Origin of the sequence: Alcaligenes sp. SMD-FA, from assembly GCF_025960365.1 — a bacterium.
Taxonomy (GTDB): domain Bacteria; phylum Pseudomonadota; class Gammaproteobacteria; order Burkholderiales; family Burkholderiaceae_B; genus Alcaligenes; species Alcaligenes aquatilis.
This window is the reverse complement of record NZ_CP110108.1, coordinates 2,042,901-2,069,063: the sequence shown is the minus strand read 5'-3', so window position 1 is coordinate 2,069,063 and position 26,163 is coordinate 2,042,901. Positions and strand designations below refer to the sequence as shown.

The following is a 26,163-nucleotide window of genomic DNA, read 5'->3' as shown; positions in this document are numbered from 1 at the left end:
CCCTGGGGAAGGGTAGCCAAAAATACTGCTTCCCGATCCTATTGAGCCAGGCGGTTTTTGGCTACTTAAATGAACCACTTTTATGGCCAACTCCCTTCGGAGCCAAAAAACTGACTTTCCAAATTTAAAATTCTGTGCTTTTTACCCAGTGATGCCCGAGGTAAGCATCTGCTTGATCCCGAGGAATTTCTAGTCAGCTTATTTCCAAATTATCCTTAGCCACCTTTATCGGGGCGGCTCGATTGGTGACAGTCACGGATACACCGTACTTTCGGCCTCGGGCGTGGTAGAAGTTCAGTACAGCCGTCTCCATAGGGGACAGCGTTGAAGCGATGCGTCCATCCAGAGCTTGGATTTCTGCTATTTGTGGGTTTGAGCTGAGCATGTTGCCAGCCTCCGTAGTTTGAGTTCAATTATTGCTAACAGCAAAGTCTTCACGGGAACGGCCTTCCGATTCAATTTGCTTGATCCATGTCGGCGTGCGTCCTCTACCAGTCCACGTATGACCATCTGGGTGCTGATACCTGATTTTCGATACTGCTTTCGTCTTTAACGGGCTTTTGTGAAACGCCTGGGCAATATCTTCAGGCGTCAGGTCGTGCTCCTTCATCGAGCGAAGAATATCGCTGATTACTTTAGATCTTGTTTTCTGTTTCAATTTATCGGCATCACGTTGTAGTCGGGCAATTTCATTTTGTATTTCGGTGATGGAGTTAAATTCTTTTCTCATGCATTCCTCTTGATTATCTCTCAACCGGCGAAGCTGAGAGTTGGCCTTTCTAATAAGGATATTGGCTAAGTACCAATGGACTGGCTAATCTATGTTTGCTTGGGTTAGAACAACGACATCACAACAATGAATGACATTCCGATCATGATTGTTTTCTGTACGCCACTTACAAGCTCGACTTTTTCGATTGAACCAGTTGAGTAGTTGCGAAAAAGCGCCGTAATAAACGACATCAAGATAAGGGTAACAAAAGCTGTTGATATCGCAAAAATGATCGCTCTTAAATTGCCCATGCTGACGCCAGATCCAGAGGCAAATCCTTGCTCCAGGCTTTCGGTTAAAGGCAGGCAGCCTTCGCCTTCACGGATACACGGATCGACGGGTGGCCGGTAGGTGCCACCTTGATCAGGGTTTGGTCGAATGATGTCGTCAACTTGATCGCCGTTATTGCCCGTAGGCGGACCATTACGTATTCGGTCAGCCATTTTGCAAATGGTTGTCCCATTGATATCCGCAAAGCCGTTGCAACTGCCTGAGTTGATCATTTTCTGGCAGTTTCCGATCCCGAGTTGCACGCACGCTAGAACCATATCACCATCGACTTCTCGGCTATCGAACGTTCCCAGCCCCGCAAGTGTCTTCGGTGCTTGTGCTTGCATGGCTTTAGTGGTGAGTTTTGACCAGGCGTCTACTTGTTCCTGTAACCCCCATGTCCTGAACTCCTCGGGGGATACCTTGGCATATTTTTGAATATTGGTTTTATTCATTTGCAAAATTCCTGAGCAGCATGAGCCATTGTAAACATCTAGTTGTCCGCCACCTGATTCGAACATAGCCAAACGTCCAACGGCATCTGCATTAGCTTTTAGCCACGGACTGGCATGTGGAGAGTTCTTTATCGCTTGTGCAACTTGTTCAGCAGTGACAAGGAATGCGGCAATAGTTACGGTTGAGAAGGTAAAACCAAGAAAAAACCATAATAGATTTTTAAAGCGGTTAAATTTTCTTGTCATGGTTTTCTACCGTAATGCTAACTTTCGATCGCATGCCGGTACATGTTTTCCGTGCTGGATTACTCGGAAATGTGCCGTCATATTTTTTTTGTCAAATGCAAATTCTGTTTGATTGACATCACCAGGGTGGTCAGGTGGAAAGGGGTAGAGATGACAATAGTTTTGAAACTCTTGAGTGTGCGACTGAGAACCTTGAAATTCTGTCACTCGCAATGGGCATGTCTCGTACATATCTTCAATCCCACTGCCATTGCCAGGTTCAACGCATCCTGGTGTCCCAGCTGAACTAAAGATTGAAAATGTGTACTGCACACCTTGATTCGTAACTGAGCTAACTAAGATGAAAGAAGGCAATTTTGTTCCGTCATCGTCTAGGGGGGCAGAGTTGATTTCTTTATTCCATACGGTTCTTGCTAGGTTCATATCTGCACGCGATACATCAGGAACATTTATTCTGCCGTAATTAAATGAAGCTATAGCCATGGGCCGCCATTGCAGATGTGCTGTTGTTTCATCTTTAAGGTTCATGCTAGTTTGAGCCAGTGTTGAATTTGTACTGGCCAACGTGATTGCAATTGCTAGGACTGACGCGGTACTTATTTTCATTTCCTATTCCCTTAGCGTGATTTTGAAGAAGCATGTAATTCTGCAATAAATTGCTCTGGAGGTGTTGCTCCAACTAGCCGCTTTCCGTTGCCCAATATAACTGTAGGTGTGTTAGCAATATTGTTTGCTTCTCCAAACTTTAGAATTTCCACAAGCCCAGTAATGTCGCAATCTTCACGGCCGTCTATGTTTCGTCCATTCATGACCATGTTCCAAGCAGTGTTTCGATCTGGAGAGCACCAGGCTTTGCGGGCGATGGGGGCTGATTGCGGGTCAATAACGGGAAAGATAAAACGGTAGACCGTCACGTTTTCCAGTTGATCGACGAATTTTGTGAACACGCGGCAGATGGGGCAGAGCGGGTCTTCAAAAACAGCCATCTTGCGTTGTCCGTTGCCATGAACTTGCACGATAGCTTGGCTTAGCGGTAGTGATTCCCATGGAATTGTGTTGAGCTTTTCCAGGGCTGGTGCGGTTACATCGCGGCGGTCTTTCATATCCATGAGGGCACCCCCGACAAATGCGTACCGTCCTGTCGAATCGCTATAAAAAATCTCGTTGCCACTAACGACTTGGTACATGCCGGCAATAGGTGTGGTGGAGATGCTATCGATCGGTACAGACCCTTGCGTGTGCTGCTCGATGGCGGCTTTCACGTCAGGCGGTACGCTCTGAGCCCACGATGCTGTGGCCAGTCCCAGACTAAGGCTTGCGCTAGCTGCTAGGCGTCTCAGCAGAGGAGAAGGAGAGGTTGGGGTAATCATTGTTTGGCTGGTTCCTGGTTTTCAGTAATCAAAGGCGCGCACGTCACGGGCTACACGGCAGTGTTCGACCGCGTCACGAATAAGTTGTGAGACATGTTGAGGGCTGGCGATCGCGCTGATGTGCACGGTTGGCGTAGAGGCGTCAGTGGTTTGCAAAATGACACGGCCATGGCCAAATAGGGCTTGAAAGAGGGTTCCTGAAACGGCAATGTCCTTGACCCGATATAACTCTAGGGTTTCGACATGCTTGACGATAATTCCGCTGTATTCCAGTAAGCGTTGGTTTGTCAGCTCATATCGATGGTTGGCAACCTTCAGATATCGATATATCGCCCATAGGACAGGAATGACTGTCCAGCAGAATAGGATGGCGACAATAAACCAACCCGTATTGGCGAGCTGGCCTTCTGTGTCAGCCCAAATTAGTTTGGTCTCACGCGTAGATGCATGAGCCTGTCCATGGCTAGCAGCGGCTTGGGGAAGGGTGTCAATTGGGTCCATGGGGCCACTGTATGCCCCCGTGTTGAGTGTGTCTGTTCAAACCCAGGGGCACATAACCTAGGGTTTCGACTTGACAGACATTGAATTCAACTCTAGGACATATCGTCGCTGCTGTTCAATCGAGCGGCATCCGTTGACGTGAATACCCCTTCACAAGAGCCGCAAATAATCTTCAGCTTTGGTTTGCCCCAGACACTGGTGCCGCATGGGCAGACGTACTTCCATCGGTTTGAATTGCCTGTGGGCTTTACTGGTACCGCTACTTCACCTTGGGTCGTGCTGATTGTTGAAGAAAGTCTAGGTGCCAAGGCTTGGGTCAGTGCTGGTAGTGCGATGATTGGCGGTGCTCCGCCACCCACTGAGCTGTCTAGTCGCTCTCCGGCACTTCGTGGTGCATCCGCGTGGGAGAAGCGATCGTACCAGGTCAGACAGAATGACTGGGTGAGCAGATCGGCGCACGCTTTCACAAATTTCCCATCCTCAATCGCATAATCAGCCATGAGTTGGCCGGTGCGTGCGCCACCAGGTTGGCCGGTCGAAGAGGGCATCAGTCCAATCGCCTCCATTTTCGAGGCCCACTCTTCATTGTGATACCTGCCACGGCCAGGCTTGCCGAAATGGAATTGCCAGAGATGGCACATTTCATGTACCAAAGTCTGCATGGTTTCGATCAAAGGCACGACGGCAAAGTAAGCCGGGTTCATCGCTATTTCGTCTGTATAGGTGCCTTGAGCATCCACAAATCGCTGGCTTGAGAAATAGCCCATTGAGCGTTTCTCGCGTTGCAAGGTAATCAGACAGTTAGGCAACTTTCCGTCGAACAGGGCGCTATTGAAGTGATCGTAAGCCTGTTGCAGCTCGGCATAAGTTTGATGAGTCGGTACTTTTCTGATGCTCATAGCAGCTTTAATAGAAAGATTTGTATTGCACAATACACTAAAATTACTTTGCTAGGCTGTGACTTCGTTGTGGCGTTAGAGCATCACAACGAAGTCAGTGAGAGGTGGTGCGCTTTGTTGAGAGCAAGCAATTGGATTTATGCAGTTTCCACAATGAACATTTGGGCTTGTTGAGCCTCTCTTCGTTCAGCTTTAATCGGTGCATATTTCTCAGAGTTGTAAAACTCCAATGCCTGGGCCAGGGTTGGAAACTCAAATACGCCAGCTAATGGGTATTGGGGGGCATCGCCTTCTAAAACTTGCGCAACGGGTCCAAAGTGCAGAATTCGACCGCCCGCCTCTTGGAGAGCCTGCTGGAAGCGAGGTGCAAGCGCCGCCTGCTTAGAAGAATCAATTACTCGAAGATTTATATGCACGTATGCAGGCATAGCCTGATCAGCTCCATTTATTTTGTGATTAGCGAGTCTTAGATACTCTGAATCCACAGATGCACTGTGGAGGTCTGGGATAAATTTATCAATCTGAATATAGGTTTTTTTTCTTTATGAGAGTGGAGATCATAGGGACACAAGCAGGCCTTACCTGGACGGTCACATGGGTGTAGCCAGCATCCAGCAGGGCGTAAAGTCGATGGCGACCATCCATGATTCTTGTGCGGCCTTCGTCGAAATACAACCAAGGCATATAGATTGTTTCTTTATTTGAGATGGAGGAGACAGCCTGGTCGTACTTGAAAGGTTTATAGGATTCTCCTGGTCGTCGGTCTACCCGATTTGTGCACCAACTCCTGTCCCCAGTCAGTGCATCGGCGAGAAGACTCATGTCGATGGTGAGTGCCAGTAACGACTCATGTTCCGAAATGGGATGATAGCTTTCATATTCGCGACGGGGAGGAGGAGGCGAAGGGATGAGATCCTCCAGGGAAAAAGTTCGACTCATACACCGATTCCTTAAGTTCCTTTGTGGACGGGAAGGGGGATGCGCATGGATTCTATCAAATGCGTTCAGGATTGATGTAAAATAGGCTCTAACTGATAGGAGGGCCTACTATGCGTTTTATCACACTTGAACAGCTACGAGCCACCGCAGATGCGGGAGGCGTAACTGGCGTAACACTTAAAGGCCAAGGTGGTGGTTTCTTCGTTGAGATTGCCACTCGAAGCGGCCAGGACGCTGTATTGACTAAGGCAAGAAGCAAGGAGCCACGACGTTTTGGCAATCCGACATCTGCTTTAGTAATGCTGCGTGATTTAGGGCTCGCTATAGCTAAGCTAGACGTGACGAATTGGGATCCTTCGCAAAAGGATATGACACGTAGCCGACAAAGTCGGGCGGAGGCCTTACGTGATGCGCACGAAGCGGCCGCTTATAACAGTTGGCTTGCTGCTGAAATTGCCGACTCTTTGGAGGATGAGCGACCAAGTGTGCCACACGGTGAGGTGATGGCCAGAATGGAGTCCCGGATTCAGCAGATTAAAACGGCAGCAGTGCGTGATAAATGATTCAGGCGACAAGTTTCTACCAAATAGTTTGGAGGCCAAAGGCTGAGGAAGATCTGGTTAAGATCATTGACTACATCGCTTTGGATAGCCCAGTACGTGCGGAGACCTTTGGTCATGAGCTGCGAGACAAAGTCAACTCTTTGTCGAAATATCCAGAGATGGGGAGGGTAGGGCGACCAGGTCTTCCCGGATATGTGAGGGAGCTGGTTATTCATCGGAACTATATTGCTTTCTACCGTGTGCGTGAATTGGCAGGGGTCGTAGAAATATTACGTCTAAAACACGTGGCACAGCGGATGCCATAGAGATTTGCAAAACGATCAAGTTGACACGAGTGTCTATAAGTTTCTCTAACTAACTGCTGTATCTAATGCATGGTCGCCCCACTACGAGTGGATAGTTAAGGAGGTCGTGATGGCAAAAGAAAAGGCAATAGTTCAGAAGTACTGTGATTCGTTCCGGAAAGCAGGATTGCGCCCGGTGCAGCTTTGGGTGCCTACGGTACACCGAACTGATTTTGTGGCGGAATGCCATCGTCAGGCGCAGCGGGTCGCTAGGGCAGATAAGGTCGATGTGGATACAGAGCATTTTATGAATAAGGCTCTGACTGACCTAGAATGGAATGAAGATATTTCGCCTACACGTGAGCTAAAAGGCGAATGTGTGAGTACCAACAAAAGAAGTGATCATGGTTGACCTACTACGCTTGCTTTATTTTGGACTTTTGGGTGGCTAACACTCGATTATTGGTTATCTGAAACAGGACTACACTTAAGTTTCCCAGCTTATGGTAGATAGTCGCCCAGCTCCATTAGTTTGGATGGGCTGCGTAGTACACAAAATGGAGTATCCTTGTCGCAATCTTCGGTTTTGGATATTGTAGGGAAAGGACCTTCTAACGCGACCGCTAGGTATTAATTAGGGCCGATTCATAGCTTGGCCTTTGGTACACTGGTGAAACTTGCATGTCCCCTGGCTGTGGTTTTGGGGATTGTGGAGTAGTATCTATTCTTCTGCTTGGTGAGGGAATTTGAAATGGGTAGTGTTTCAATATTTCATTGGCTTGTTATTATTGTTTTCTTTGTTATTTACTTTATTCCCTCATATATTGCATATAAGAAAAATCATAATAATAAAGTGCCGATCCTCTTGCTTAATATATTTCTCGGATGGACGTTTTTGGGCTGGGTAGCTGCGTTGATTTGGAGCTTTTACAAAGAACGAGTATAGCTAATCACCTGCGTAAGGAGGCATATGAAATATGCTCTAAAACTAGCCCGACATGGCAGTATTTTTCTTGCGAGAGTGGTGTGGATAGGGGCAACACTCGCGCTTGATTTTTTCATGATGTTAATAAGCTCAAGTGGTAAGCAGAATTACGAATCACATGACATTCACGGTGATGATCGCCCCGGTCCTTGGAACATGACTCGAACTGAGCGTTACCAATATGACCCCGATGGTTATCAAGATTATCGCCATCATTTTTATGATGGCGATAATTAGGTTTTATTTTTTCCCAAATCTTGCGATTTTGGTGCTGCTTTTACCAGAGTTTGCAGCTTGATTTGCTTCTCCCCCTACGAAACGATCTAGACCGTCTGTGATACGAATCCCAGCCCAAGCCATCATCGACGACCAAATGATCGGTAAGCCGACATACAGCGACAGCAGTATCGTATTTAGAACCATTCGTTTGTAGCCAGCTGGAATAGCGCCCTTCGCTATCTGCATGGCCTCTTGCACAAAAGCACTCCCTAGGGCGCCAGGGTACATGGCATTGATGAGGTGGCCATCGATCCAAGTGGCGATGTACCACATCGACGCCCACATCTTGATAGTAAGAATGGCCATGGCACCTAAGAACAATACCCGGAGACTGAAACCGCTGACCAAGGTGGCCAAGGGTAGAAAAGCGTAGATACCCATGAGGACTAAAGCCTGAATCATGGGTAATGAGGTCACCAATGGCATCCAGGCCATACTGGCCATAAATGCTGCTCCTCCAACACCGAGCGTACTCCCAGCGCCCGTTATCGTTCGACCCGCGATTGTGGCAGCATCATAAGGGGTGCCCATCATTTGATCAAAATCGACAAAGACTGGATTGGCTGCGGTTGACGCCAGTCGAGCCACTTCATCCTTTTGTTTGTCCCACGAAGTAAATGTCAGGATGTCTGCCGCTCGTGATGCGAATGCCCGTACTCCAGGACTTCCATCAATCAGTTTGTCTCGTAGCTGATTTTCCCACCACTGCTTGCAGGTCGGGCGTCCGAACTCAGGGTTTACTGCGCCGGTGACTTGTGGGTCCACGTCGCTCGATGGGTCGTAGTACTCTGTATCACGAGAGTAATCGATCGCAAAACCAGTGACCGGAGCACGGCTGCGCATGGAGGCGTAATACCCAGGCTCAGTTCTGAAAAACTGGCTGCCCATCCAATCCACATCAGTAGGCCCATAGTCAGTATTGGACTCTGCCAGGATCGAGGCACCTGATGCACTCATTCTGCTGCGATCGCTGCGCAAATACTGACTGCGTGCCGGGATAAAGCATTCGCTGTAAAACCGTTGCACATCGCCGAGCAAGGCGGGGTCTTCGATTGTGGCATTTTTGGCCATGTCTTCCAAAACACGCATATCAGACCCGGAATTATTCATGCCATTTCGAAAGGCATTGTTGATCCCAGAGCTGATGGACATGATGGAATACCACCATAAGGGCACGTTACTCAGCCCGCTGGCCTGGCTCATGCTTCCATCAATAGCATCGCGTAATGCCGTATCGTAGGTGCTGCCACTGGCTCCAGGCGTTGCCTCTACAGGGTTAGGGTTGTCAATCGAAGGAGGAGGCATGTACGACAAACGCGCATACGTTAGGCTTGTGATGGGCGATGTGAAAAAGCAAACAGACATCACAAACAGCATGACGATGAGCTGCGTCTGTACGCTTTTGATGACCCCCATCACGCCTATGTCTTGCATTCCCCGCTGGCCAGCTTCGCGCCAGGCATTGAGGATGACCACCAGAAAGGGGATGACGACCAAGCCGGTGCCGGTCACGATCTCGCCGAAGATATTGGCAAAAGCCCACCCGTAGAAAGTGGTAAAGAGTTCAAGATAACTGTCTAGTTGCATGGCTTATTCCCCCGCCTAAGCCGTAATGAGCGCTGTTACCCAGCGCCAGATACGGTCGAGGCCAATCGGGATCAAGATTAAGTACAGTGTGATAAATGCGGCCACCTTGCGGCGGCTGGCCAGCACGGCGTCATATTCGAATTCTTGAACGATATGTCTGACTTGAAGCCAGCGCACGACGGCTGGCCAGCGCCAAATAATGAGTAGTGCAGCCCCACATTGGGCGATCGCACCGATATCTCGTACTGACGATGTCCCCTCAAGAAGGCTCAGGAGTTTATGTTCCTGGCCGATAAATGACTGTGCTAGTGCGCCGAGCAGTCCGATGAGCAGCAGAAATCCGGCCATACCGATGGCGAGCCATACCAAGGCTCGCCACAGCCAGCTGCGTTTTTTGGTCAGGGTGACTTGTGTCATTGTCCGGCCACCCATCCACCAACAACTGGGGCTGGATCTGTTGGGTTTCCACGAGGCACGTTCAAGGACTGTGTGTCGATAGCCGACTGCGTATCGATGATCGACAGAGCAGTTTGGGACGTCAGCTCTTTGCGGATCCGAGCCTCGTACATCAAGTCATCAATGTAGCCCGTCAACCGGTCAACCGAAGCCTGGGTGTTTTGGATGGCGTCACCTGCGGCCGTCACCTCCGGTAAGGTCAGACCTGTCATCAACACGCTACGGGCCACCAAAGCTTTATTGATTACCCGGTGCATGGCCATTTCCTGAGCAATGCGGTTCACGGCAATGCTACGGGTGTCAGGCGGCATGGCGCGTAATGAGTCGAGCAATTGCGGGGAGACGGCAAAGCCAGGAGCTGAAATTTCGGCCAGGTCGGCATAAGTGGCCGAGTTCGATGGGGAGGCCATCGCCTCTAGCTTGGGACGAACGATATCGACCTCAGCCTCATATTTTGGCCCGAGACCGCTTGCGGTCACGACGGTGGTGGGGGCTGGGCAGTGGTTTTGACCGCAGGTGTAGACTTTCTGGTCGCCTAGCACTTCCGTTGTCCAAGTGGCCAGGTTGGCAGGCGACTTGAAGGCGCGTACTAAACGCGAGTTTTTCTCGGCGGTTGAATTGCTGTAGTCCGTGGTTTCGGATGCGCTGATCGGTTTGTTGAGCGTGGCGTTGTACCCTGCAATAGACAGATCCCGGACGGGCTCTATCGGTCGGCCACCGACTCCCCCCGCCCGCTGGCCAAATACCCAGGGCACACCCGCACGGTTGGCTTCTTCATTTTTTTCGATGTCTATCTTGGCCTGATAGATATCCCCTTGGGTAGAAGCTTTGACTTTCCAGCCGTCGCCTTTGGCCATTTTGATCCAATCTTCATAAGGGTTTTGCCCCGCCTTGACCATGGCCTCCATCTCTTCGCAGGATTTAAGGCTGGCTCCGAGCAGGAGGTCCACTTTCTGCGAGTAGTTTTGGAAAATCTGATACAGGCCTGGCTGTGCGCGTTGCAGGACGTACAAGGGGAGGGCAGCGATACCAGATTGAATCGCCCCAGTCACCGTCTGGCCCAGGTTATTGAGGTTGTTCATGATGTTGGCCCAAGATAGGCCGATATCAAACTTGCCACATGAATAATTCAGCCTGGCATTGGCACCAAAGCCTAGATTGTGTGCGACTTGACCGCGATAGTTGGCGGAGCCTCCTGGCGATCCACCTCCCATTCGGTAATACAGCGAAGAGCCTCGTACAGGCTGTGCGTAGGCGTCGGGCATCACGCTCATGGAGGTCAACGCAAGAGCCAGCATCATGGCGGCTGGTTTTAAGCGCAGTGAGAAGGGGCGTTGTGGTTGTTGCATAGATATTCTCGTCCTTCACTTAAGGAATGCTGTACAGAAACTCACCACGGATGCGGCAGCAGTCATAGTGGTTCCACATGTTCCACATGTAGCCGTCGGCACCATCGGTCTTGTAATCACCAAAGCTGGCCAGGCTCAGTGAGTCATCGGCCCCAAATGTCATGCAGGAGCGTTGGGCGCTCGGATAAATCATTTGCCAGGTAGTGGGCTTGGAGGTGGGGAAGTACTTGTAGCCCCTACCTGGTTGCAGACGCTTGTAAATGTGGGGCTGCGCTGATTGCGAGATGATGCTGCCCACGCGTGTAGCCAAGACGGCGGACGCCTTGACTGGGTGTGACTGCACCAGCTCGCCATTGCGTGGGTAGATAGGACCCCAGGTGGTGGAAAGTGGCGAGGTGCTTACTTCTCCTGTACCAGGCACCCATGATTGGGGGTAGAGCATCTCCAGTGGCCAGAACCCGCGCCAGCTCATGGCATCCATGTCAGACTGAAAATGCAGATTGAACACCGACGCTGATCCAGGGCAGAACATACTCGATAGCCCCCCTGAGGCTCCCAGGCTCTGAGCTATTTGCACCATGTCCCTGATTGGCCCAAGATCGGCACCCATCATATCGACGCCGTGCAGGCCAATGGCTTGGGTGCTGACGCTTCCACCAAAGACATTGCCTAAATTGCCAATCGATGAGCTCAACTCACCCAGTTTTGCCGGAAATGCAGAGACGGAGGAAATGATGTCTGCTGGTGCATTGGCCATGGCACGGGCTGCTTCGATAAACTCGTTGCCCAGTTGCTGAGGCACTTGCCTCCAGGACTGCGCGATACGAGGCAGCTCTGTGCGAGTGAAGGCCAATAATTCGCTATAGCCCGGAAACTGGAATGAGCTGCCAAAACTGGGGATGTAGCCGCTGGCGATGCTGGCAATCAAGCCTGCCGGGTTGCCGATGGCGTCCGCACTTTTATAGGTCGTCACCTCGGTGCCTTCACGCTGTGTTCCTGCTGAGGCATCGATTGGGGCGCCGACTACGGCTGATCCCGCTGAAGAGAGCGTTGTGGCCAGCGGCTTACCCACCTCGGCCCATGGATGCGCCAGCGGATCGTTATAAGTGCTGATCACGACATCGGGCACGTAATGGGCAACCCGAACCGAAGTTCGGATGAAGCAGCCAATGAGCGGAATGCAGACCAGCCAGACGCATATACCTTTGACCTGATAGGACGTGCAACTGGGTAGTGCGGCGACCGTGTTGGTGACGACGCCCGCCGTAGTTGTGGCGGCTGTTGCTGGAACAGGCCGCAGCGCGGTGGTCAGCACCAGCAAACTAATCGCCAGCATGTGCCTAAAGCGCAAAGTAGTGATTGACATGAGCGCCCCTTAATTCTGGCTGTCACGCCAGGCCATAAGCGCCTGGTCAACGTCGATATAGCCAAAGACCACATAGCGCTGGTTGATAACCACGGCCGGTAAGCGGTCAATCTGATAACGCTGTGCGCGTGCCAGGCCGTTAACGGCACTGGCCACCATGGGCTGGATCATTTGCCGTAACCGCGCCTCATTGTTTGCCACCCATAGACGCGCTTCTGCTTCGTCTTGTGGCATTCCTTCATTCATCTGAGCTTCGAGATTGCTCATCGCGTCCAAGCGATAGATAGACAGAGCATAGTAAGGAGACGTAGTCGGGGTAACCGGCATGGCAGTGTTCGCAAACACCTCCACAGTCATGACGCCGGCATACAGATCCTGGCTAGGCTGTTGCGCGAACGAGGGTGTGACAACGGCGCAAAGCGCAGACAGCAACACCATGCGAGTGCTAAGACGAGAGGCGGCGATGAAAAATGAGCGTGTCTTAGTCATGAGCGGCTCCCCGCCAGCTCTTGTGCCACCATTTGAGCAGCCCCCATTTCGTTGATCCCATGTTTTTCCATCAGGCGACGGCGGTGTGCTTTCTCATGACCCTCAGTCATGGCCAGCGCAATGGGAAGAGCAGGGGGGACGTTTCGAAAGAGCACCTGTCCGGTCGCTGAGATCAATACCCCTTCCGTGTATTTCGGTGGTTCTTTTTGAGCTGATTCCATCATGGCTCGTTGCTCGTTGGTGAGCGAACGAAACCGCGTTACTTCCTCAATCTCTGCTTTGTCCATGGTCAGCAGCATCCAGTACTCACACATCGAGAGTACGCGCTCCATAGAGTCGGGGAAATCTTTCAGGTTTTGTGTGGCGAGCCAGAACCAAGTATTGAATTTGCGCCACATCTTTGTGCCCTTGGCTATCTTGGGGCCAAGCAGCTCATTGGTTGTGATCAAGTGGCCCTCGTCAGTGAGGAAGACCATCGGGCGACCAGAGTGTTGGTTCAGCTCGGCACGGGACTGTACTGAGTCGATGAGGCTTGTATACGCAACTGCCAAGGCATCTTCATAGCCGTCTTGAGTGAGCGTACCCATCTCGACCAGCGTGACGTCTGCATCTGGCCAATCCTGTCCCTCACGATTGAATAATTTGCCTCGCAGCGCCTGGGTGAAGGTCATCATGGACTGACCCATTTCTTCGGCGCGTGCACGCCGCGCCGGTGACATGGTCTGGTCCTTATTCATGTGCATCAGTTGCAGGGCCACATCTTGTGTCAACGGGTGCTTGGCTCCCCGTTCTTTGCAACTGATCGCGGCCATGATGATGGCGCGTGATACCAAGTACCGGTCGGCTCGACTCATCTGTGCGACTTCGTCCGCTTCGCCGCCTGTGATCATCAGGATCGCGGCAATCAGCATCTCGCCAAGTAAGTCCCTTTTATCCAGTTCGTCGTCCTGCTCTTCGTCCTCTTCCCTAGCCTGGAACGCTTCATGAAAGGACACACCGTCAGTCGATGGCTCATCATCTTGGCCAAGCAGGGCATTGAGTAGCTCGTCATCGGGCAGGCCTGCGTTGCTTCGTGCCTGCTGCTCGGCCGCCACAAAACTCTCCATGACCTCACTATCATCAAGTAGCTGGTACGCATGGACGAACGGTGGCAAGGACACTTTTGCACTACTGTTCAGTTCTACTTTGTAGGTCGACAGCCCTCTGTCTTTAAAAAAATCCACCAAAAGGCCGAAGGAGTTTCCGGCATCGACAATCACCAGCCGTGGCCGATGAATGGCCATCGTCATCATGGCGATGTAGTTCAAGGTGGCCGATTTACCGGCCCCGGTCGGCCCCAGCACCAACATATGGGCGTTCTTTTTACGGTCTCGTTTGTTGAGCGGATCCACAAATAAGGGTTCCCCGCCGCGATTCCAGAACCACATGCCAGGGTGAGGTGTGCCACGGGCACGGCCATAAAGTGGCAACAGACGCGCAATATGGGAGGCGAAGGTCAGGCGGGATCGACGAAGTACCTGGTTATCGAAGGCGGGGTCATAGTTAAAAGGCAGCGCCCGCATGAAGGTGTCCAGCGGGACCAGGTCATGCTGATTACTGATGAACTTCAGGCCCGATGGGATCAACAGCGCATTAATTGTGTTGATGTTGCTATCGAGTTCATCCGTGCTGGTGGCGGTCGCGTACAGGGTCACCATCATTGGAAATAGGTGGTTGCCCCGAACTATCTCATTCAAAACGTTGGAGCACTCCCGGTAGGTTTCAATGGCCTGCGCCGTCTTAGCGCGTGAGGCATCCCGGATCCGCTCAATCTGTGACTCGACGATGTGCTGCGGTGCAATCGTGATGGAGACCGAGAGCATCGAGCCAGGAGGTAGACGGTCAAACCGTGCAAATCGCTCTTTACCGTTGGCCAGCTCCGCCGTGAAATGACCAATCTCAGGCTGCTTGCGCATATTTTGCAGGGTCAACGCCTTGACGGGTACGCCATCAAACTCAAACAATCCCTGTTCCAGGTCCGAACGGGGCTCATTGATGCTCAATAGCTCTGACAAGTCCCATCCAAAAATGGGCGTATCCTCGTCGTTGGTCAACGGGGTGTCGCCGGGGTAGGGTAATTCACGCATCATTTGCGTGCCTGGCGCCCAAGGCAGATCACGGTTAAAAAACGGCAGTAGCCACTCATAGAGGTCTTTGCCGGTACAGCGGCGAACAGCCACACCGGCCTCGGAAAATGTGGCCATGATGGTGTTGGCCACAGACTCGATTTGCTGCACCGGCGTTTGTGGATCATCGGCTGCGCCGCCAAATCGACGATACAGGCAACAACGAACACGGCGGATTTGCCCGCGCCAGACTTGACCAGTGACAAGCGTATCGGTGAATAGGCCATTGGGTTGCGAGACATTCGACAGGTGCGAGCGCACCTCATCCAATACTGCCTGGGTAAACGGCGAGTTCAGGATCTCCTGGCCCAGGCCATCGTCCTTATGTTGCTCCAGGATATAGTCGGTAAAGGTGTCATTAAGATGATCCAGGTTACGGTCATCATTGACAAAAAACTGTGCGATCCACGGTGCGCCGTTGACCGATGGCATGGCTTGCAAGGCCTCCTGAATCTTCTGGGCGTGCTCATTCAGAATTTCGATAGGCATGGCCTCGGTCGCAATCGGAGAGAGCTCAAACAGTGCACCGAGCGTATTGCCATCACGCAACACGAAAATGCGTTCATCAGGGGCATAGCTGATATAGGGCAGCATGTCGGTAAACGAAGGTGGCCGCAGGGCCATACGTCGACGGTCTGCGACGGTCTGGCCAGGAGACGATGCCTTTGCAGTGACTTGAGGAGATCGAGGCGTGCGTTTGCTGCCTTGTTGCGCTGCATGTTGACGCGTGAATCCGAACAAGCTGGCCACATTAGCGATCATCTGCGCCTCCCTTTTTCTTGGCGCTGGATTTAGCTTCAAAGTAGTCACTTCGCCACTGCAGCAAATCTTGGGTGACTTCACCAGGTAGCGCATACTGCGTCTGGTCGTACATCGGGAAGACAGTTACGTAACCTGGAACCGGATACTGGCCCTTGGCTAGGTGGGGGAACACCACCATTACCAGGTCAGGGTTGGGCAAACGAGCAAAGCGTTGATTCATGGGTTCAATGGCTGACCAATATCGCTGTGTCAACTCATCGCCCGCATTGATCGGTCTGGCTTGCGTGCGCTCGCGCATCCGCTCCTGGGGGGTAATACGCGACTGACGAGTCGCTTCGTTTCGATAATCAGTACCTCGGTAGACGTCCAGCACCGTTGGCGAGTCCTTGGTGACCTCATTGAGCGGGGATTCGCGATCCATCATGACGGTGCAACCGCTGAACATGGCGGTGGTGATTAGAGCCAGCGCCAGGCGTTGGGCAGTGTTATTCCAGACCATAATGTGCTCCACGAGAAAGCTGCTGCGTCCCTTGCTGGCGGTACACCAGCTTGCGGGCGTTGGGCATCTTGTCAATTTGCAGTTCTTTATCAAGGTGAATGACTATTTGCTTGCCAGCCGGGGTTACAACGGCGTCGAAACTATTCTTGAGGCGGGAGGTCATCCAGGCGACGATCTCATTGGTTGCGCCAGAGGCCGCTTGCCCCATGGCGTAGCCACTGCGTGAGCCGGTGATTTGAGAGGTGGTATTGCCTGTGCCCAAATTGTTGGAGACGGTGCGCTGGGCATCGGAGTAGGCCTGTGCGGCAACATCCAGGCCCTTGAGCATGGCTAGGTCGGCCAGATAGGCCGGGGCATTGGTGACGAACTTGCCGGGAATGCAGGGGTTGCCGTGTACGTCAGAGATGTAGCCCAGGTCCTGGGTGCTGCCGCCGCCATTGACGTTGGCATTCCCCCCGCCTTTGGAGCGTTCAGAGATGGTGCGAACCGTGCCGTCATTAAAGACAAAGGTGACGGAGCGCACTTTCCCTTCTGAGCACGACAGCGCCATATCGCCAATTGCCACACCCGTCACGATCATCCCTTCAATGTCGGCCGGTAACTCAAAGCCATTGGCCGCCAGGTTGTCGCGCCCAACAATTGCTTTGAATTGCATGGGGTCCGTGACGCGACCATCGATGGGCACTCGACCGATGAGGCTAGTCATCGAAACCGCGCCGACCAGCGTTGCATTCTCGGGCACGGTGAAGTACGGAATCGGTTCAGGTTTGGCGGCTTGCGGTGCTGACCGGGTCTGTGCCGCACTGGATGAGGTCAGAGAGCCAATTGAACTATTCGTGTAGGCTTGGTTACCACTGGTACGGATATAGCGTGTTATGGCTGGACCATCATTGCCATTGCGGCCACGCTCGGACTCCGTTATCGCGCTGTACCCCATGGGAGGCAATACACGGTACGGGCCGGTTGAGGCAACGGTTGCCGTGGCCGCTTGTGTTCCCACGGGCGTTAATTGTTGAGGCCGCAGGGAAGTCGTTCTAGTCTGGGCCGCTCGATTGGCCGCTTCCGTTTCAGAGCGGGCAGGCGACATGCCCATTTGAAAGGCGCGTGAAAACGTGTCGACCGCTTCGGAGCCGCGCTGCAAGGTGAGGTTAACCGCGCTCTTTGCCTCAGATTCGTCGCCGCTTGGGTCGATCGAGTCCGTACGGGGTCCGTCAAGATTGAGCGTGTCGCGCTGCTCTTGTTCGATGCGACGTGAAACCGTCGCATTAGCACCGCCCATGCGCTTATTTTCAGCGATGAGTTGATTGTTCATTTCAATCACGCGTGCCACGTCACGCCGCAATTGTTCATTGCTGGCGGTGACGGTGCGCAAGGTTTCAGCGGCGTTGTCGTTGTCCGCTCCTTGCGCTGTGGGCAGTGTGGCACTTTCAGGTGTCGGAATGGAGGTCAGTACCGGGTCTTGAGAGGATCCTGAACCTGAAAACTGCTTGTATATCACCACGCTGACGATCAGGACGGCGACACCACCGAGGATGGGGATCAGTTTGTTGCTAGACGTGCTGCTCATACTGTTGTTCCTTTATTAGCGGCAGGCTTCAAATCGGCGCTGGCACACCAAATAAATGGCGGTGGTGTCCGTCTCGGAACCGGCTGAACCAATTCGCCCATGCTGCGCGGTTGCTGCAATCCATTGCCCGCGCACTTGTTCCAGTGGAATTTCCAAGGGCTGGTGTGAGCGGTTCTTGATGAGGACGGCTGTCACGTAGAGCTGGCCAGAACGCCACTGACCGACGGGGGTGGATACAACATTGACGCCGCGAATTAGGTCAGCAATTGGCTCCGTAGTGACTTCAACCTGCTGTACACCTGAGAGTGGCGTGGCCAGCCGCTTCGGGGCATACAGTTGGCGTGCGGCGTAGCGCGTGAGCTGGACCATGTCTGTGGGAGCTGATTCCGCCATTTGCTGGCTCAATGTGTGTTCATTGGCCATGCTGGTCGCTTGCGCAGCCGCTTGGGAGGCGGGGCCATCACCGTCGCTTTTTCCTGCACCAGGTGATGAGGAGGCCACGACAAAAACCTGAAGTTCGCTACGGGCACTGGCTGTCGTGCTGTCGGCAAGCAGATCGAAGGGAATTTGCTGCCCGGAATCAATGAGTTCGGCAATGATTCGCACAGGTGTGAACTGCTGCAACGCCGTGATGTACATCGTGCGATCAATGACTTCGATTCGGGCAATCTTGGACATATCCGAGGGCACATGCAGGGCGGCAGGCGCCGGCAAAGTGATCATGCGTTCAATACCCACGGGAAGCGGGGCGCGCACAGGCGCACGATCAAACACGGCCCGCTCGACTCCATGTGGCTTGTTCTGCGGTGGCTTGCGGATGGTTTTACCTGTTTCGTCTAGGTTTTCTATTGCCTGTTCAATTGCCGTATCCACGGTGCTGATAGGCATAGACTGGCCACTCATCGCATTGGCGTCAGACTGGTGATATTCGGTGTTCAGTGATGGGGTGCCGAGACCGGGGATCTCTCCTAGATCGGGCGGATTATTTCCAAGTGCGGTTGTTGTGGGGAGCACATTGGCAGGTGGGTTTGTGCTGCCAGGATCGGGGGCAATAAGGTCGGCTGGGACGCTTTCCAAATTCGGCCCCAAGTCTCGCACTTGCGCCTGTGCGTACTGGGCCAGTCCCAAAAGAGCGCAGGCCAGAGCTGTTTTGCGAATGCTAAGAATGGCTTTCATGGATAACAATCTCACTCGCTTTGAGGTTGGGCGGGGCGCACCTGGATAGGTGTCGGAGCCGGATCGGTGACATTCGTGGCCGGGTCGCTGACGGTGCCTGGCAACGTCGCGGGGATGATCTCTGATTCAGAGGGTAGGTCAGGACTCTGATTGTTCTTTTGAACGGCGGCGACTTCGTCAGGGTTCAGGCGGGCAGGGCGGTTGTTGCCATAGCAGTCAATGGCCAGTTTCCAAGGGTTCTTCTCGGGGTCGACGTCATATTTCACGACACGCATCGGATACCGGATGTAGATGTCTTTGATTTGCTGGCCACGAAATGTCTCTTGCAATTGCATGTCGAGCAGTACGGTCCAGCTATTGGTACCGTGTGAGATCACCCGTCTTGGTGAGAATCCAAACCCAGGGATTTCGGTCATGATTCGTGTACGCGAACGCAGCTCACCGGCTCTGTCCCGTGTGTTCATGTCGTTCTCTAACTGAGCTCGACAAGACGGGGTGATATACGCCTGGTAGTAGTAAATCTGCTTGCCGTAGTCTTTGTATCCGTCAGCCTGCCAGCGATTGACCTGCTGCCAGATGTAGTAGGCAAAGCCATACACATTGACGTCAGGGACAGGCGACTGGCCGTCGGTTACGGTGACCACGTCCCCACCTTGGATGTTGGGGTGCAGATTGACGTCGATTCGATGTGGTGTGCGGGCAGCAAAGTACATACCCACAGCGCCTAGGGCGGCGACAACTAAAACAAGTGCGCCCAGTCTTTTGTTTGTCGCCTGAACCGTGGCCAGGGCGTTTAAATATTTTGAACTCATACGTTGTTGCTCGCTTTATCCGCTATCGGCGTTTGACCTGTCGTTGTCACACCATGAGCAGCGCAAGAAGAGGGGATGGCCGTATCGCCCGTAGAAACAACTTTCTGACGGGACGGTTTAGGGTTGAACGAAGTGGACAAGCTAAAAGGCAAGGTCCGGCCCAAGCTCCAATACCCGTTGTGGCGGATGAATTTGGCTTTCACCCACCCACGAGAGGCCATCCAGTGGTGCATAGCCTGGTTGTAATAGCCGTCAGGACGGTTGCGCTTAAGGCCAGCCAGGTATTTAGAGGCAAACCACAAAATGACTAATGGTCCAAATAGCATGATGGCCATGAGTGTTTGCCAAAAGCCGGTTATGGCCAGCAGTACCAAGCCCACCAGCAGACACACCACCACGGAGATCAGACCGATGATTTGTGCTTCATCGACCGTCATACCGTTCAGAATGGCTGGCTGAACATTCACGCGATCGGTTATCGGCGTAGCGATGCCCTGGGTAACTTGTTCATCCAGCTGTTCAAGATGTGGGGCAGAGGGTTTGCGAGCCATAGCGACATTTCCCCTTTACCCGAGCGTGGCGATGGCATACGTTGCCATGGCAACGAGTGCAATGGCCAACACGCCACCAGTAATCACGTACTCTTTCAGGTCGCTGATATCAGCTTGACCACGGGTGTATTGGTTCCACTTTGTGATCGCACCCATAACTACTTTGAGGAAAAAGTAGCCAACAAAGATCATGGCCAGAATCGTGATGCCCTGTTTCCAGTAAGCACCCATCGCTCCAAGCCAATCGCCGTCAGCAACTTGAGCCCCGTCAATGCCAGATCCCGGTGTAGGCATCGTGGGCAAAGCCGCCATGGCAGGTGACGAAAGTAACGCTACAGCAGGGATCAAAGCGGCTTGCGCGAGGTGACGCTTGGCTTTTTGCCACCCCGCTCGGGGTGCCGCCAACAGAGCGTTCAGTGTGGTCATAGCTAAACTCCGTATGGTTTGATGTGTTAAGAAGTCCTGTGGGCGTCAAACCAACACCCACAGGATTAAGGACAAGAGCAACACTAATTTGAGGCAGGCCCAGATCACCTCTTCCTGCTTGAGCTGGCCTTCCCGGTAGTTATCAAGGGCAGTCATCACCAACCAGGCGAAAAACAGAACCACCGCCGCGACCGTGATGATTGTCAGCACGATCTTCATGGTGTTGGGGTCAACCCCTGAGCCTGCTGCAAAGGCTTCTCTCATGCTCGAACCCAGCTGTGCCTGGTTCATGCCCATAAGGTGATCTCCTTATGTCGCGTTATTGGCGATAGTCGCCGCGCAGTGGCTCGACAGGGCGTGGCTGCATGGGGGCATTGAGGTGTTGTTGAATGCCCCGACGCATCACGTCCAGGTCATTGATTAGCCATTCGTAGCGGAAATTGACGCGCTGGGACGGCGGTGCATCACGAGAGGCTGCGGCCACCATTTGTTGCACAACGGCCAGCTCGTTCTCTATTCGTGCCAAATTCTCGCGTTCGCTTTCCGTATCTCCGGCGCGCGCACTAATCGCTACCAATAGCAGTGCAATGGCCCAGGCCCGACGCGCCATGCGCCCCGTTCCCAACAGCACGGTTTCAGGTGTTTTTGTATTCATGAATGTTTTCTCCCGTTCTCTGATTCAGGCGTAATTTGGGTGTGTGTCATGGCTGCTCTCATTCGCAACCGCGTGGGCAGCAGCCCAACTCGATGCCATGGTCGCAATAGCCGTGATCGGCGTTCCACTGATCGTCTTCTTTCAGCTCCTTTTCTGTCAGGTGGCCGTACTCACGGGCGATCTTGGTCGCATGTTCACGGTGCGGCTCACTGATCTGCTGCAACTGCGGACCCAGAGCGGCGGCCAATTCTCTGCTGAAGATCGTTTCTGACAGGCCTGAACGCCGAGCAGCGTGCTGCGCACACTGTTCACACACACCGCGCCATGCAATTTCATTGAAATGGTTATGCGTCATCCCTTGTCCTCACATATATTTCTTGAGTGCAGCAACGGTGGTGCTGAGCGTTGCTGCCACCAGCGCGGTGAAAATCAGAACCATGTAAGCGGGGTTGAAACCCCCGAAGGGCCAAGTCAAATACAGTCCGAATCCGCCAGTTAGCGCCCAGGTGGTGTATCGCTTGGCGTGGTGGTACACGAAGGAAGACTCGCGCCCGCCGCTCCAGCGGCGCAGGTCACGCCGCACCAAGCCATCGACGGCACCGACCAGGCACGCAAGAACGAAGGCCGGTAGTGCGTAAAGAGCAATCGATAGTCGAAGCGCCACGTCCATGGCGACGTACATGGAAAGCACGAGCACCGTGCTGATAAATTGGCTGGCATCAGCGCCTATCGTTTTGAGCCTGGATGAGAGGCTGTTGCCATTTGCCGCTGACTCTTTTGCTCTGCGCAGTGCGCGTTGACGAGTCAAGACAGGGTCGTGACTATCGGCATACCACTGCAAAATTCCGAATTTCTCGTAAGGCCAGGAGATATAGCTGAGCATCCTGTTTGAGAAGGCCACGGTATTGGGAATAATCAGGCTCTTTGGCGCTGCCTCGATGTAGCTCAGATCTTGTTCAACGATGGAGCGAGCATGGCCTGTGCCTTGGTCTTTCCAGATCGTATGAATGCCAGCCAGCTCAATAAGCAAGCCCAGCACACACGCTGAGATAGAGACCATCAGCAAACCCATGACCATCTCAAAGGTCATCAAAATAGGGCCGCGAGTGGTGGGCTTTACAGGGCGATTGGTCGAGCTGCTACTCATCCGTGCCCCCTTGTGATCAGGCCCATGGTGTCTGTGCTTATCGCGCTGCTGCTTTGATCGTCGTCATCGGGGTCAGGATCTTGCACTGCTAGATCAGTGGCGATCATGCTGGTGCCCTCGGCGATAGGTTGGCTATTGAGCCAATTTTCAGTGAACCAGTCGGTTTCACTGGCCCATTGCTCGGAAGTTCGGTAGCGGGCCTTCATTTGCGCGGCGATTTTTTGCAATGACTCAGGTACGAACTCGTCATTGCGTGCATCAGCCAACGGGATACGGATTTTGAAGCGTCGGTTGCCTTCAAGCAGGGCAAAGGCTTGGCCTTGCGGCAGTTCCAGCACATCGGCTGGTTCAATCATGGGGACCTTGGTTTTGGTCCAGATATCGTCGTTTCGACTGATAAAGTCCACGCCGGTGCCTTGGGCGGCGGTGTCTGTGACACCTGACATTGGAGTTAGATGAACGACTTCAACTTCGGGAACCTGGTCGGTCAGCAGCTTAGCCGTCGTGACACTGCGCACGCGCAGCATCACCAGGTGATTGAAGTTATCCATGATCTGACCCGCCTTGGCCTTGTCCCCGACTTTGGCCTCAATATCAAAAGCGGACTGTGTGTATGCCGTGATACGAAACCCTGAGCCGCCCAGCTTGTTTACCATCGGCACAAATTCAGGACCTGCAATCTCATTGACCTCGTCAAAGTGGGCACAAATGGTCGGTAATACGATTTTGCCGTCTGGGGCATGGGGATCCAGTCCGGTCTTGTAGAGTTTTCCGCCGACACTGACCAAGTCGGCCAGCATGGAGTTACCCACGGCCGAGGACACGACCGAGTCAGACAGTGCATCCAGGCCAACATAGACCACGCCGCCCTGACGGATGACGCTCATCCAATCAAAAATTGGTCGCTTATCGGTTTGGTCGTAGTAGTCGGGAGAGATCAGTTTGCCTACTGCGCCGGTGGTCAACTTCTCCAGGAATGGTCCCAAGGACGCGATGATCTTCTCGTAGAAGCTACGCTCATAGCTAAAGGCGGCTGCCAAGCCTGCGAGTACCGTGTCTTTGATCTTGGCTTCTTTGATGAGCAAAAACATCGCCACAAACTCGGGTTGTCGATCGGCCAATGCCCGTGGCACTGGTGGGGCGGTTTTGCGGTCTTGCAGCGCAAGCTCAAGGTTGGCCAGCCTTACCTCCCAGTCGATCAGGCGGCCTTGACGGGCTTGCTGGGCAAACACCATGCGGGCATAGTCCATGAATAGACCGTCAATGCCGGTCACATCTTTGAGCAAGGCTTCATAGGTCGGGACGCGACCCAGTGCGACCTGGGCCTGAGCCACAATATTGGTGAAACGCCAGGAGAATTCTTTAAAAGCGGCGGAGTTTCCGCTGCTGGGCAAGGCGTTGGTGGCACGGGTGGCTACTTCGGTGATACGCGAGAAGTTGCCAATGCCGTTGTACCTGGCCGAGATCTCGGGATAACCAAGATGGAACATGTAGAACTGATCCAAGCGGCCTGCGCGTGCGCATTCGGCATACATACGCAGCATCAGATCGGCATCCCCCTTGGGGTCGATCACGATAGTGACGTGCCCGGCGTGAATGTCTTGGGTGGCCATCATCTCTAACATCCGGGTTTTACCCACGCGGGTTGTGCCCATGACCAACATATGACCATTGCGAGAAGATTGGCGAATCTTGACGGGGGCTTCGTCCATGCTGCCCACGCCATGCACGATGGGTGAGCCACCTAAGTCTGGGTGAGGCTGCAATGGGTTGAGCCAATGATCAATACCTGCAATTCTCGCAATGGCTCTAACAATCGGTTTAACAGGGCCTTTACCTTGTGCCTGCTCGATGGCTTTTGCGCCCAGGTTTCGGAGGGCCAGCTCTTTTGCCGATGGGCGTACAAAACGTTTGGCTTGCGGTTGCAAGGCCTCACGTTTACGTTGCGTGTGCGCTTGCGACCACTCGAACCCTTCGCCCAAGTAAAACTCTCCCGATGCCACGGGGATTTTGGCAGGAGCAATTCTTGTGACCTTGTAGTACTTCAGGTGATGGTGGTAACGCTTGATCCGCATTGCTTGTTTAAAGCGGACTCCGCCGAAGTACCCGGACCCTGCGGCTGCAACGTAGCCCAAAGAAGGGGGCATCATCAGCGCCCAAGGAGCCAGGGCAGCCGTGGCGGTGACGGACCACGCGGTTGCCGCACTCCAGATCTCGACAGGCGGACGCAGTAACGCTTCCAAGACGGCGTTATTTTTCATGCGCGTCACCTCGTTCAAACCCTTCTGAGAAGATGATCTGGCGCGCTTGACCGTCCAGGCCAATCAGCACGGGGTAGACCGTTACACGGGCTGCGGCAAGGCGATTCTGTAACCAGTGGCCTGAGTCAGGGACGATGGGCAAGGCGTTGGCTTGCCGCTGGATGTCTTTAAAGCGTTTTTCACTGGCTGCGGACACCACAATGACGGTGGCCTGCAAAGAAAGCAGACGCTCCAAATGGAGCTTGAGCCACTCTTTTGAGCCTTTGTCGTCACCGACAATGGCTAATGTTTGGGTCATCCATTTTGGGTTGAATACTGGAACAGCCGATGGCTTGAGCACCCCAGGTTGTAGCAAGGTCGACGTCAGTGGGAACTGAGCACCAGCACCCACACCGGGTTGATCCACCCCTGAAATCAAGGCCGAGTAATATGAAACAGCAGGAACCGAATCGTCTGTGGTGATCGGCACGGTCTGTGCGTTGGACTGGCTGGAAATCAGCACAGTCGCTGTACATAGGGCAAGAACGAGATTACGGCGCATATCGCCTCCAACCAGTCGAGGCAGCCAACTCCGTTGTGTCCAACCCAAGTTTTGCTAATTTATTGAATACCCCACGGCTGTATCGATTACCGCGAGTGACGCGTTCTTGAGTATTTCTGGATCCCGTGTGGTAGAGCGCCACAGCCAGACGCCAGGAAGCGTGGCGGTCGAAGTGATTGCGCAAGATTTGTGCGCCTACCTCGAGGTTGGGGTAGGGGTCCAGAGCACGCTCTAGGCTCTGGAGCTTGTCGTTGTGATAGCCCCAGTTCACTTGCATCGCACCACAATCCACATTGCGGATGCCTTTGACATCTACATACTTGCGTAGCGCTTGCAGGGTGGCCTCATAGGAGCCATATCGCTTGCCGACTCCTCTGACGCAAAGTGTCCAGGGGTAGGGCAGTGTCTGCTGGCCAAACTTCATTTGCGACTCTTGCAGTGCCACGCCGTAGAGCAGCCAAGGGTCAATGTTCCAACGCTGTCCTGCCCAGTCATACGCACGGGGAGGCAACAGGGAGGCTGTCACGATGGGCGCATCTGGATGGGTGCGAATGCGCGGCATCTGTCGAACATACCCATCGGGAATGGCTATTTGCGCCTGGGGCGTGATTCTAGGTTCAATGCGCACAGCCGTATCCGACCAATATGGCCACCATTGCGGGTCCAAGCCTTCTGGCTGTGCCAGCATCGACTGCGCAGGCGCAGTCAGTGCCCAGGAGCGTGTCATGACGCCACTGGCAGTCAGTGCAGTGAGGGCGCCAAGAAACTGACGGCGGTGCATGGAAGTCCCC

The 26,163-nt window shown here is 53.3% G+C and carries 32 protein-coding genes; 5 read left to right on the top strand and 27 right to left on the bottom strand.

Features of this window, described 5'->3' with window-relative positions:
* Nucleotides 1-409: 409 nt before the first annotated feature.
* From OKX01_RS09585 to OKX01_RS09550, 8 genes are all read right to left on the bottom strand, one after another.
* On the bottom strand, nt 410-730 hold the full coding sequence (locus OKX01_RS09585) for an H-NS family nucleoid-associated regulatory protein (protein ID WP_221079539.1): 321 nt from the start codon (nt 728-730) through the stop codon (nt 410-412).
* Nucleotides 731-834: 104 nt separating this feature from the next.
* Nucleotides 835-1,743: a hypothetical protein gene (locus OKX01_RS09580; RefSeq protein ID WP_264671670.1), complete on the bottom strand. Its 909-nt coding sequence runs from the start codon at nt 1,741-1,743 to the stop codon at nt 835-837.
* A 6-nt stretch (nt 1,744-1,749) separates the two neighbouring features.
* Entirely contained in the window at nt 1,750-2,349 is a 600-nt protein-coding gene (locus tag OKX01_RS09575) for a hypothetical protein (RefSeq protein WP_164461345.1), read from the bottom strand.
* A gap of 11 nt (nt 2,350-2,360) precedes the next feature.
* A complete protein-coding gene (locus OKX01_RS09570; protein WP_264671669.1) occupies nt 2,361-3,113 on the bottom strand; it encodes a DsbC family protein in 753 nt (250 codons plus the stop codon).
* 21 nt (nt 3,114-3,134) lie between these two features.
* Entirely contained in the window at nt 3,135-3,614 is a 480-nt protein-coding gene (locus OKX01_RS09565; protein ID WP_264671668.1) for a PH domain-containing protein, read from the bottom strand.
* 92 nt (nt 3,615-3,706) lie between these two features.
* Nucleotides 3,707-4,513 carry a SprT-like domain-containing protein gene (locus OKX01_RS09560; RefSeq protein ID WP_123049367.1) on the bottom strand — a complete coding sequence of 269 codons (807 nt, stop codon included), beginning with the start codon at nt 4,511-4,513 and terminating at the stop codon, nt 3,707-3,709.
* Nucleotides 4,514-4,650: 137 nt separating this feature from the next.
* Nucleotides 4,651-4,941: a DUF1330 domain-containing protein gene (locus tag OKX01_RS09555; RefSeq protein WP_123049366.1), complete on the bottom strand. Its 291-nt coding sequence runs from the start codon at nt 4,939-4,941 to the stop codon at nt 4,651-4,653.
* A gap of 88 nt (nt 4,942-5,029) precedes the next feature.
* A complete protein-coding gene (locus OKX01_RS09550) occupies nt 5,030-5,452 on the bottom strand; it encodes a hypothetical protein (RefSeq protein ID WP_123049365.1) in 423 nt (140 codons plus the stop codon).
* A gap of 110 nt (nt 5,453-5,562) precedes the next feature.
* Between OKX01_RS09550 and OKX01_RS09545 the strand changes: the two genes are divergently transcribed.
* The 5 genes from OKX01_RS09545 to OKX01_RS09525 all read left to right on the top strand — a co-directional run bounded on the left by OKX01_RS09545 (nt 5,563) and on the right by OKX01_RS09525 (nt 7,521).
* The gene (locus OKX01_RS09545) at nt 5,563-6,015 is read left to right on the top strand and encodes a hypothetical protein (RefSeq protein WP_264671667.1); all 453 of its coding nucleotides are present in this window, start codon (nt 5,563-5,565) and stop codon (nt 6,013-6,015) included.
* Complete coding sequence (locus OKX01_RS09540; RefSeq protein WP_264671666.1) at nt 6,012-6,320, top strand: type II toxin-antitoxin system RelE/ParE family toxin; 309 nt, start codon at nt 6,012-6,014, stop codon at nt 6,318-6,320. Before OKX01_RS09545 ends, OKX01_RS09540 begins: the two co-directional genes overlap by 4 nt.
* A 109-nt stretch (nt 6,321-6,429) precedes the next feature.
* Nucleotides 6,430-6,711, top strand: coding sequence for an antitoxin MazE family protein (locus tag OKX01_RS09535; RefSeq protein ID WP_264671665.1), 282 nt, complete (start codon nt 6,430-6,432; stop codon nt 6,709-6,711).
* Between the two features lie 339 nt (nt 6,712-7,050).
* Nucleotides 7,051-7,245 carry a superinfection immunity protein gene (locus OKX01_RS09530; protein WP_264671664.1) on the top strand — a complete coding sequence of 65 codons (195 nt, stop codon included), beginning with the start codon at nt 7,051-7,053 and terminating at the stop codon, nt 7,243-7,245.
* 24 nt (nt 7,246-7,269) lie between these two features.
* A complete protein-coding gene (locus OKX01_RS09525; RefSeq protein ID WP_264671663.1) occupies nt 7,270-7,521 on the top strand; it encodes a hypothetical protein in 252 nt (83 codons plus the stop codon).
* Nucleotides 7,522-7,524: 3 nt separating this feature from the next.
* Here OKX01_RS09525 and OKX01_RS09520 read toward each other — a convergent pair whose 3' ends face one another.
* Genes OKX01_RS09520 through OKX01_RS09430 form a run of 19 tightly spaced genes read right to left on the bottom strand, consistent with a single transcriptional unit; the run spans nt 7,525 to nt 26,153 of the window.
* On the bottom strand, nt 7,525-9,150 hold the full coding sequence (locus OKX01_RS09520; protein WP_264671662.1) for a conjugal transfer protein TraG N-terminal domain-containing protein: 1,626 nt from the start codon (nt 9,148-9,150) through the stop codon (nt 7,525-7,527).
* A gap of 15 nt (nt 9,151-9,165) precedes the next feature.
* Nucleotides 9,166-9,567 (bottom strand): hypothetical protein, encoded by a 402-nt coding sequence (locus OKX01_RS09515; protein WP_125276807.1) that lies wholly within the window; start codon nt 9,565-9,567, stop codon nt 9,166-9,168.
* A complete protein-coding gene (locus OKX01_RS09510; protein WP_094196732.1) occupies nt 9,564-10,955 on the bottom strand; it encodes an integrating conjugative element protein in 1,392 nt (463 codons plus the stop codon). The genes OKX01_RS09515 and OKX01_RS09510 overlap by 4 nt, the downstream gene beginning before the upstream one ends.
* A gap of 19 nt (nt 10,956-10,974) precedes the next feature.
* Nucleotides 10,975-12,321, bottom strand: coding sequence for a TraU family protein (locus OKX01_RS09505; protein ID WP_264671661.1), 1,347 nt, complete (start codon nt 12,319-12,321; stop codon nt 10,975-10,977).
* A gap of 9 nt (nt 12,322-12,330) precedes the next feature.
* A complete protein-coding gene (locus OKX01_RS09500; protein ID WP_264671660.1) occupies nt 12,331-12,810 on the bottom strand; it encodes a TIGR03757 family integrating conjugative element protein in 480 nt (159 codons plus the stop codon).
* Nucleotides 12,807-15,737 (bottom strand): conjugative transfer ATPase, encoded by a 2,931-nt coding sequence (locus tag OKX01_RS09495; protein WP_264671659.1) that lies wholly within the window; start codon nt 15,735-15,737, stop codon nt 12,807-12,809. The genes OKX01_RS09500 and OKX01_RS09495 overlap by 4 nt, the downstream gene beginning before the upstream one ends.
* On the bottom strand, nt 15,727-16,236 hold the full coding sequence (locus OKX01_RS09490) for a TIGR03751 family conjugal transfer lipoprotein (protein WP_094196728.1): 510 nt from the start codon (nt 16,234-16,236) through the stop codon (nt 15,727-15,729). Before OKX01_RS09490 ends, OKX01_RS09495 begins: the two co-directional genes overlap by 11 nt.
* Nucleotides 16,223-17,803 carry a TIGR03752 family integrating conjugative element protein gene (locus OKX01_RS09485; protein ID WP_094196727.1) on the bottom strand — a complete coding sequence of 527 codons (1,581 nt, stop codon included), beginning with the start codon at nt 17,801-17,803 and terminating at the stop codon, nt 16,223-16,225. The genes OKX01_RS09490 and OKX01_RS09485 overlap by 14 nt, the downstream gene beginning before the upstream one ends.
* A 15-nt stretch (nt 17,804-17,818) precedes the next feature.
* The gene (locus tag OKX01_RS09480) at nt 17,819-18,979 is read right to left on the bottom strand and encodes a TIGR03749 family integrating conjugative element protein (RefSeq protein ID WP_094196726.1); all 1,161 of its coding nucleotides are present in this window, start codon (nt 18,977-18,979) and stop codon (nt 17,819-17,821) included.
* Nucleotides 18,980-18,990: 11 nt separating this feature from the next.
* The gene (locus OKX01_RS09475) at nt 18,991-19,791 is read right to left on the bottom strand and encodes a PFL_4703 family integrating conjugative element protein (protein ID WP_094196725.1); all 801 of its coding nucleotides are present in this window, start codon (nt 19,789-19,791) and stop codon (nt 18,991-18,993) included.
* Nucleotides 19,788-20,342 carry a TIGR03750 family conjugal transfer protein gene (locus OKX01_RS09470; RefSeq protein WP_094196724.1) on the bottom strand — a complete coding sequence of 185 codons (555 nt, stop codon included), beginning with the start codon at nt 20,340-20,342 and terminating at the stop codon, nt 19,788-19,790. Before OKX01_RS09470 ends, OKX01_RS09475 begins: the two co-directional genes overlap by 4 nt.
* Before the next feature lie 15 nt (nt 20,343-20,357).
* On the bottom strand, nt 20,358-20,768 hold the full coding sequence (locus OKX01_RS09465) for a DUF2976 domain-containing protein (protein ID WP_094196723.1): 411 nt from the start codon (nt 20,766-20,768) through the stop codon (nt 20,358-20,360).
* Nucleotides 20,769-20,813: 45 nt separating this feature from the next.
* Nucleotides 20,814-21,065 carry a TIGR03758 family integrating conjugative element protein gene (locus OKX01_RS09460; RefSeq protein WP_094196722.1) on the bottom strand — a complete coding sequence of 84 codons (252 nt, stop codon included), beginning with the start codon at nt 21,063-21,065 and terminating at the stop codon, nt 20,814-20,816.
* A gap of 22 nt (nt 21,066-21,087) precedes the next feature.
* Entirely contained in the window at nt 21,088-21,423 is a 336-nt protein-coding gene (locus OKX01_RS09455) for an RAQPRD family integrative conjugative element protein (protein ID WP_230018133.1), read from the bottom strand.
* 58 nt (nt 21,424-21,481) lie between these two features.
* On the bottom strand, nt 21,482-21,778 hold the full coding sequence (locus OKX01_RS09450; protein WP_264672854.1) for a hypothetical protein: 297 nt from the start codon (nt 21,776-21,778) through the stop codon (nt 21,482-21,484).
* A 9-nt stretch (nt 21,779-21,787) separates the two neighbouring features.
* Nucleotides 21,788-22,570, bottom strand: coding sequence for a TIGR03747 family integrating conjugative element membrane protein (locus OKX01_RS09445; protein ID WP_264672853.1), 783 nt, complete (start codon nt 22,568-22,570; stop codon nt 21,788-21,790).
* Entirely contained in the window at nt 22,567-24,831 is a 2,265-nt protein-coding gene (traD, locus tag OKX01_RS09440) for a type IV conjugative transfer system coupling protein TraD (RefSeq protein ID WP_264672852.1), read from the bottom strand. Before traD ends, OKX01_RS09445 begins: the two co-directional genes overlap by 4 nt.
* Nucleotides 24,821-25,372, bottom strand: coding sequence for an integrating conjugative element protein (locus tag OKX01_RS09435; RefSeq protein ID WP_264672851.1), 552 nt, complete (start codon nt 25,370-25,372; stop codon nt 24,821-24,823). Before OKX01_RS09435 ends, traD begins: the two co-directional genes overlap by 11 nt.
* Nucleotides 25,362-26,153 (bottom strand): transglycosylase SLT domain-containing protein, encoded by a 792-nt coding sequence (locus OKX01_RS09430; protein WP_264672850.1) that lies wholly within the window; start codon nt 26,151-26,153, stop codon nt 25,362-25,364. The genes OKX01_RS09435 and OKX01_RS09430 overlap by 11 nt, the downstream gene beginning before the upstream one ends.
* Between the last annotated feature and the right edge of the window lie 10 nt (nt 26,154-26,163).

Coding starts and splice junctions, on each gene's coding strand:
- OKX01_RS09485 (WP_094196727.1), bottom strand. CDS start 17,803: ATGAGCAGCACGTCTAGCAACAAACTGATCCCCATCCTCGGTGGTGTC.
- OKX01_RS09460 (WP_094196722.1), bottom strand. CDS start 21,065: ATGGGCATGAACCAGGCACAGCTGGGTTCGAGCATGAGAGAAGCCTTT.
- OKX01_RS09585 (WP_221079539.1), bottom strand. CDS start 730: ATGAGAAAAGAATTTAACTCCATCACCGAAATACAAAATGAAATTGCC.
- OKX01_RS09430 (WP_264672850.1), bottom strand. CDS start 26,153: ATGCACCGCCGTCAGTTTCTTGGCGCCCTCACTGCACTGACTGCCAGT.
- OKX01_RS09535 (WP_264671665.1), top strand. CDS start 6,430: ATGGCAAAAGAAAAGGCAATAGTTCAGAAGTACTGTGATTCGTTCCGG.
- OKX01_RS09550 (WP_123049365.1), bottom strand. CDS start 5,452: ATGAGTCGAACTTTTTCCCTGGAGGATCTCATCCCTTCGCCTCCTCCT.
- OKX01_RS09470 (WP_094196724.1), bottom strand. CDS start 20,342: ATGGCTCGCAAACCCTCTGCCCCACATCTTGAACAGCTGGATGAACAA.
- OKX01_RS09575 (WP_164461345.1), bottom strand. CDS start 2,349: ATGAAAATAAGTACCGCGTCAGTCCTAGCAATTGCAATCACGTTGGCC.
- OKX01_RS09520 (WP_264671662.1), bottom strand. CDS start 9,150: ATGCAACTAGACAGTTATCTTGAACTCTTTACCACTTTCTACGGGTGG.
- OKX01_RS09455 (WP_230018133.1), bottom strand. CDS start 21,423: ATGAATACAAAAACACCTGAAACCGTGCTGTTGGGAACGGGGCGCATG.
- OKX01_RS09545 (WP_264671667.1), top strand. CDS start 5,563: ATGCGTTTTATCACACTTGAACAGCTACGAGCCACCGCAGATGCGGGA.
- OKX01_RS09505 (WP_264671661.1), bottom strand. CDS start 12,321: ATGTCAATCACTACTTTGCGCTTTAGGCACATGCTGGCGATTAGTTTG.
- OKX01_RS09530 (WP_264671664.1), top strand. CDS start 7,051: ATGGGTAGTGTTTCAATATTTCATTGGCTTGTTATTATTGTTTTCTTT.
- OKX01_RS09515 (WP_125276807.1), bottom strand. CDS start 9,567: ATGACACAAGTCACCCTGACCAAAAAACGCAGCTGGCTGTGGCGAGCC.
- OKX01_RS09565 (WP_264671668.1), bottom strand. CDS start 3,614: ATGGACCCAATTGACACCCTTCCCCAAGCCGCTGCTAGCCATGGACAG.
- OKX01_RS09555 (WP_123049366.1), bottom strand. CDS start 4,941: ATGCCTGCATACGTGCATATAAATCTTCGAGTAATTGATTCTTCTAAG.
- traD (WP_264672852.1), bottom strand. CDS start 24,831: ATGAAAAATAACGCCGTCTTGGAAGCGTTACTGCGTCCGCCTGTCGAG.
- OKX01_RS09445 (WP_264672853.1), bottom strand. CDS start 22,570: ATGAGTAGCAGCTCGACCAATCGCCCTGTAAAGCCCACCACTCGCGGC.
- OKX01_RS09580 (WP_264671670.1), bottom strand. CDS start 1,743: ATGACAAGAAAATTTAACCGCTTTAAAAATCTATTATGGTTTTTTCTT.
- OKX01_RS09490 (WP_094196728.1), bottom strand. CDS start 16,236: ATGGTCTGGAATAACACTGCCCAACGCCTGGCGCTGGCTCTAATCACC.
- OKX01_RS09525 (WP_264671663.1), top strand. CDS start 7,270: ATGAAATATGCTCTAAAACTAGCCCGACATGGCAGTATTTTTCTTGCG.
- OKX01_RS09450 (WP_264672854.1), bottom strand. CDS start 21,778: ATGACGCATAACCATTTCAATGAAATTGCATGGCGCGGTGTGTGTGAA.
- OKX01_RS09465 (WP_094196723.1), bottom strand. CDS start 20,768: ATGACCACACTGAACGCTCTGTTGGCGGCACCCCGAGCGGGGTGGCAA.
- OKX01_RS09540 (WP_264671666.1), top strand. CDS start 6,012: ATGATTCAGGCGACAAGTTTCTACCAAATAGTTTGGAGGCCAAAGGCT.
- OKX01_RS09510 (WP_094196732.1), bottom strand. CDS start 10,955: ATGCAACAACCACAACGCCCCTTCTCACTGCGCTTAAAACCAGCCGCC.
- OKX01_RS09500 (WP_264671660.1), bottom strand. CDS start 12,810: ATGACTAAGACACGCTCATTTTTCATCGCCGCCTCTCGTCTTAGCACT.
- OKX01_RS09495 (WP_264671659.1), bottom strand. CDS start 15,737: ATGATCGCTAATGTGGCCAGCTTGTTCGGATTCACGCGTCAACATGCA.
- OKX01_RS09435 (WP_264672851.1), bottom strand. CDS start 25,372: ATGCGCCGTAATCTCGTTCTTGCCCTATGTACAGCGACTGTGCTGATT.
- OKX01_RS09570 (WP_264671669.1), bottom strand. CDS start 3,113: ATGATTACCCCAACCTCTCCTTCTCCTCTGCTGAGACGCCTAGCAGCT.
- OKX01_RS09480 (WP_094196726.1), bottom strand. CDS start 18,979: ATGAAAGCCATTCTTAGCATTCGCAAAACAGCTCTGGCCTGCGCTCTT.
- OKX01_RS09560 (WP_123049367.1), bottom strand. CDS start 4,513: ATGAGCATCAGAAAAGTACCGACTCATCAAACTTATGCCGAGCTGCAA.
- OKX01_RS09475 (WP_094196725.1), bottom strand. CDS start 19,791: ATGAGTTCAAAATATTTAAACGCCCTGGCCACGGTTCAGGCGACAAAC.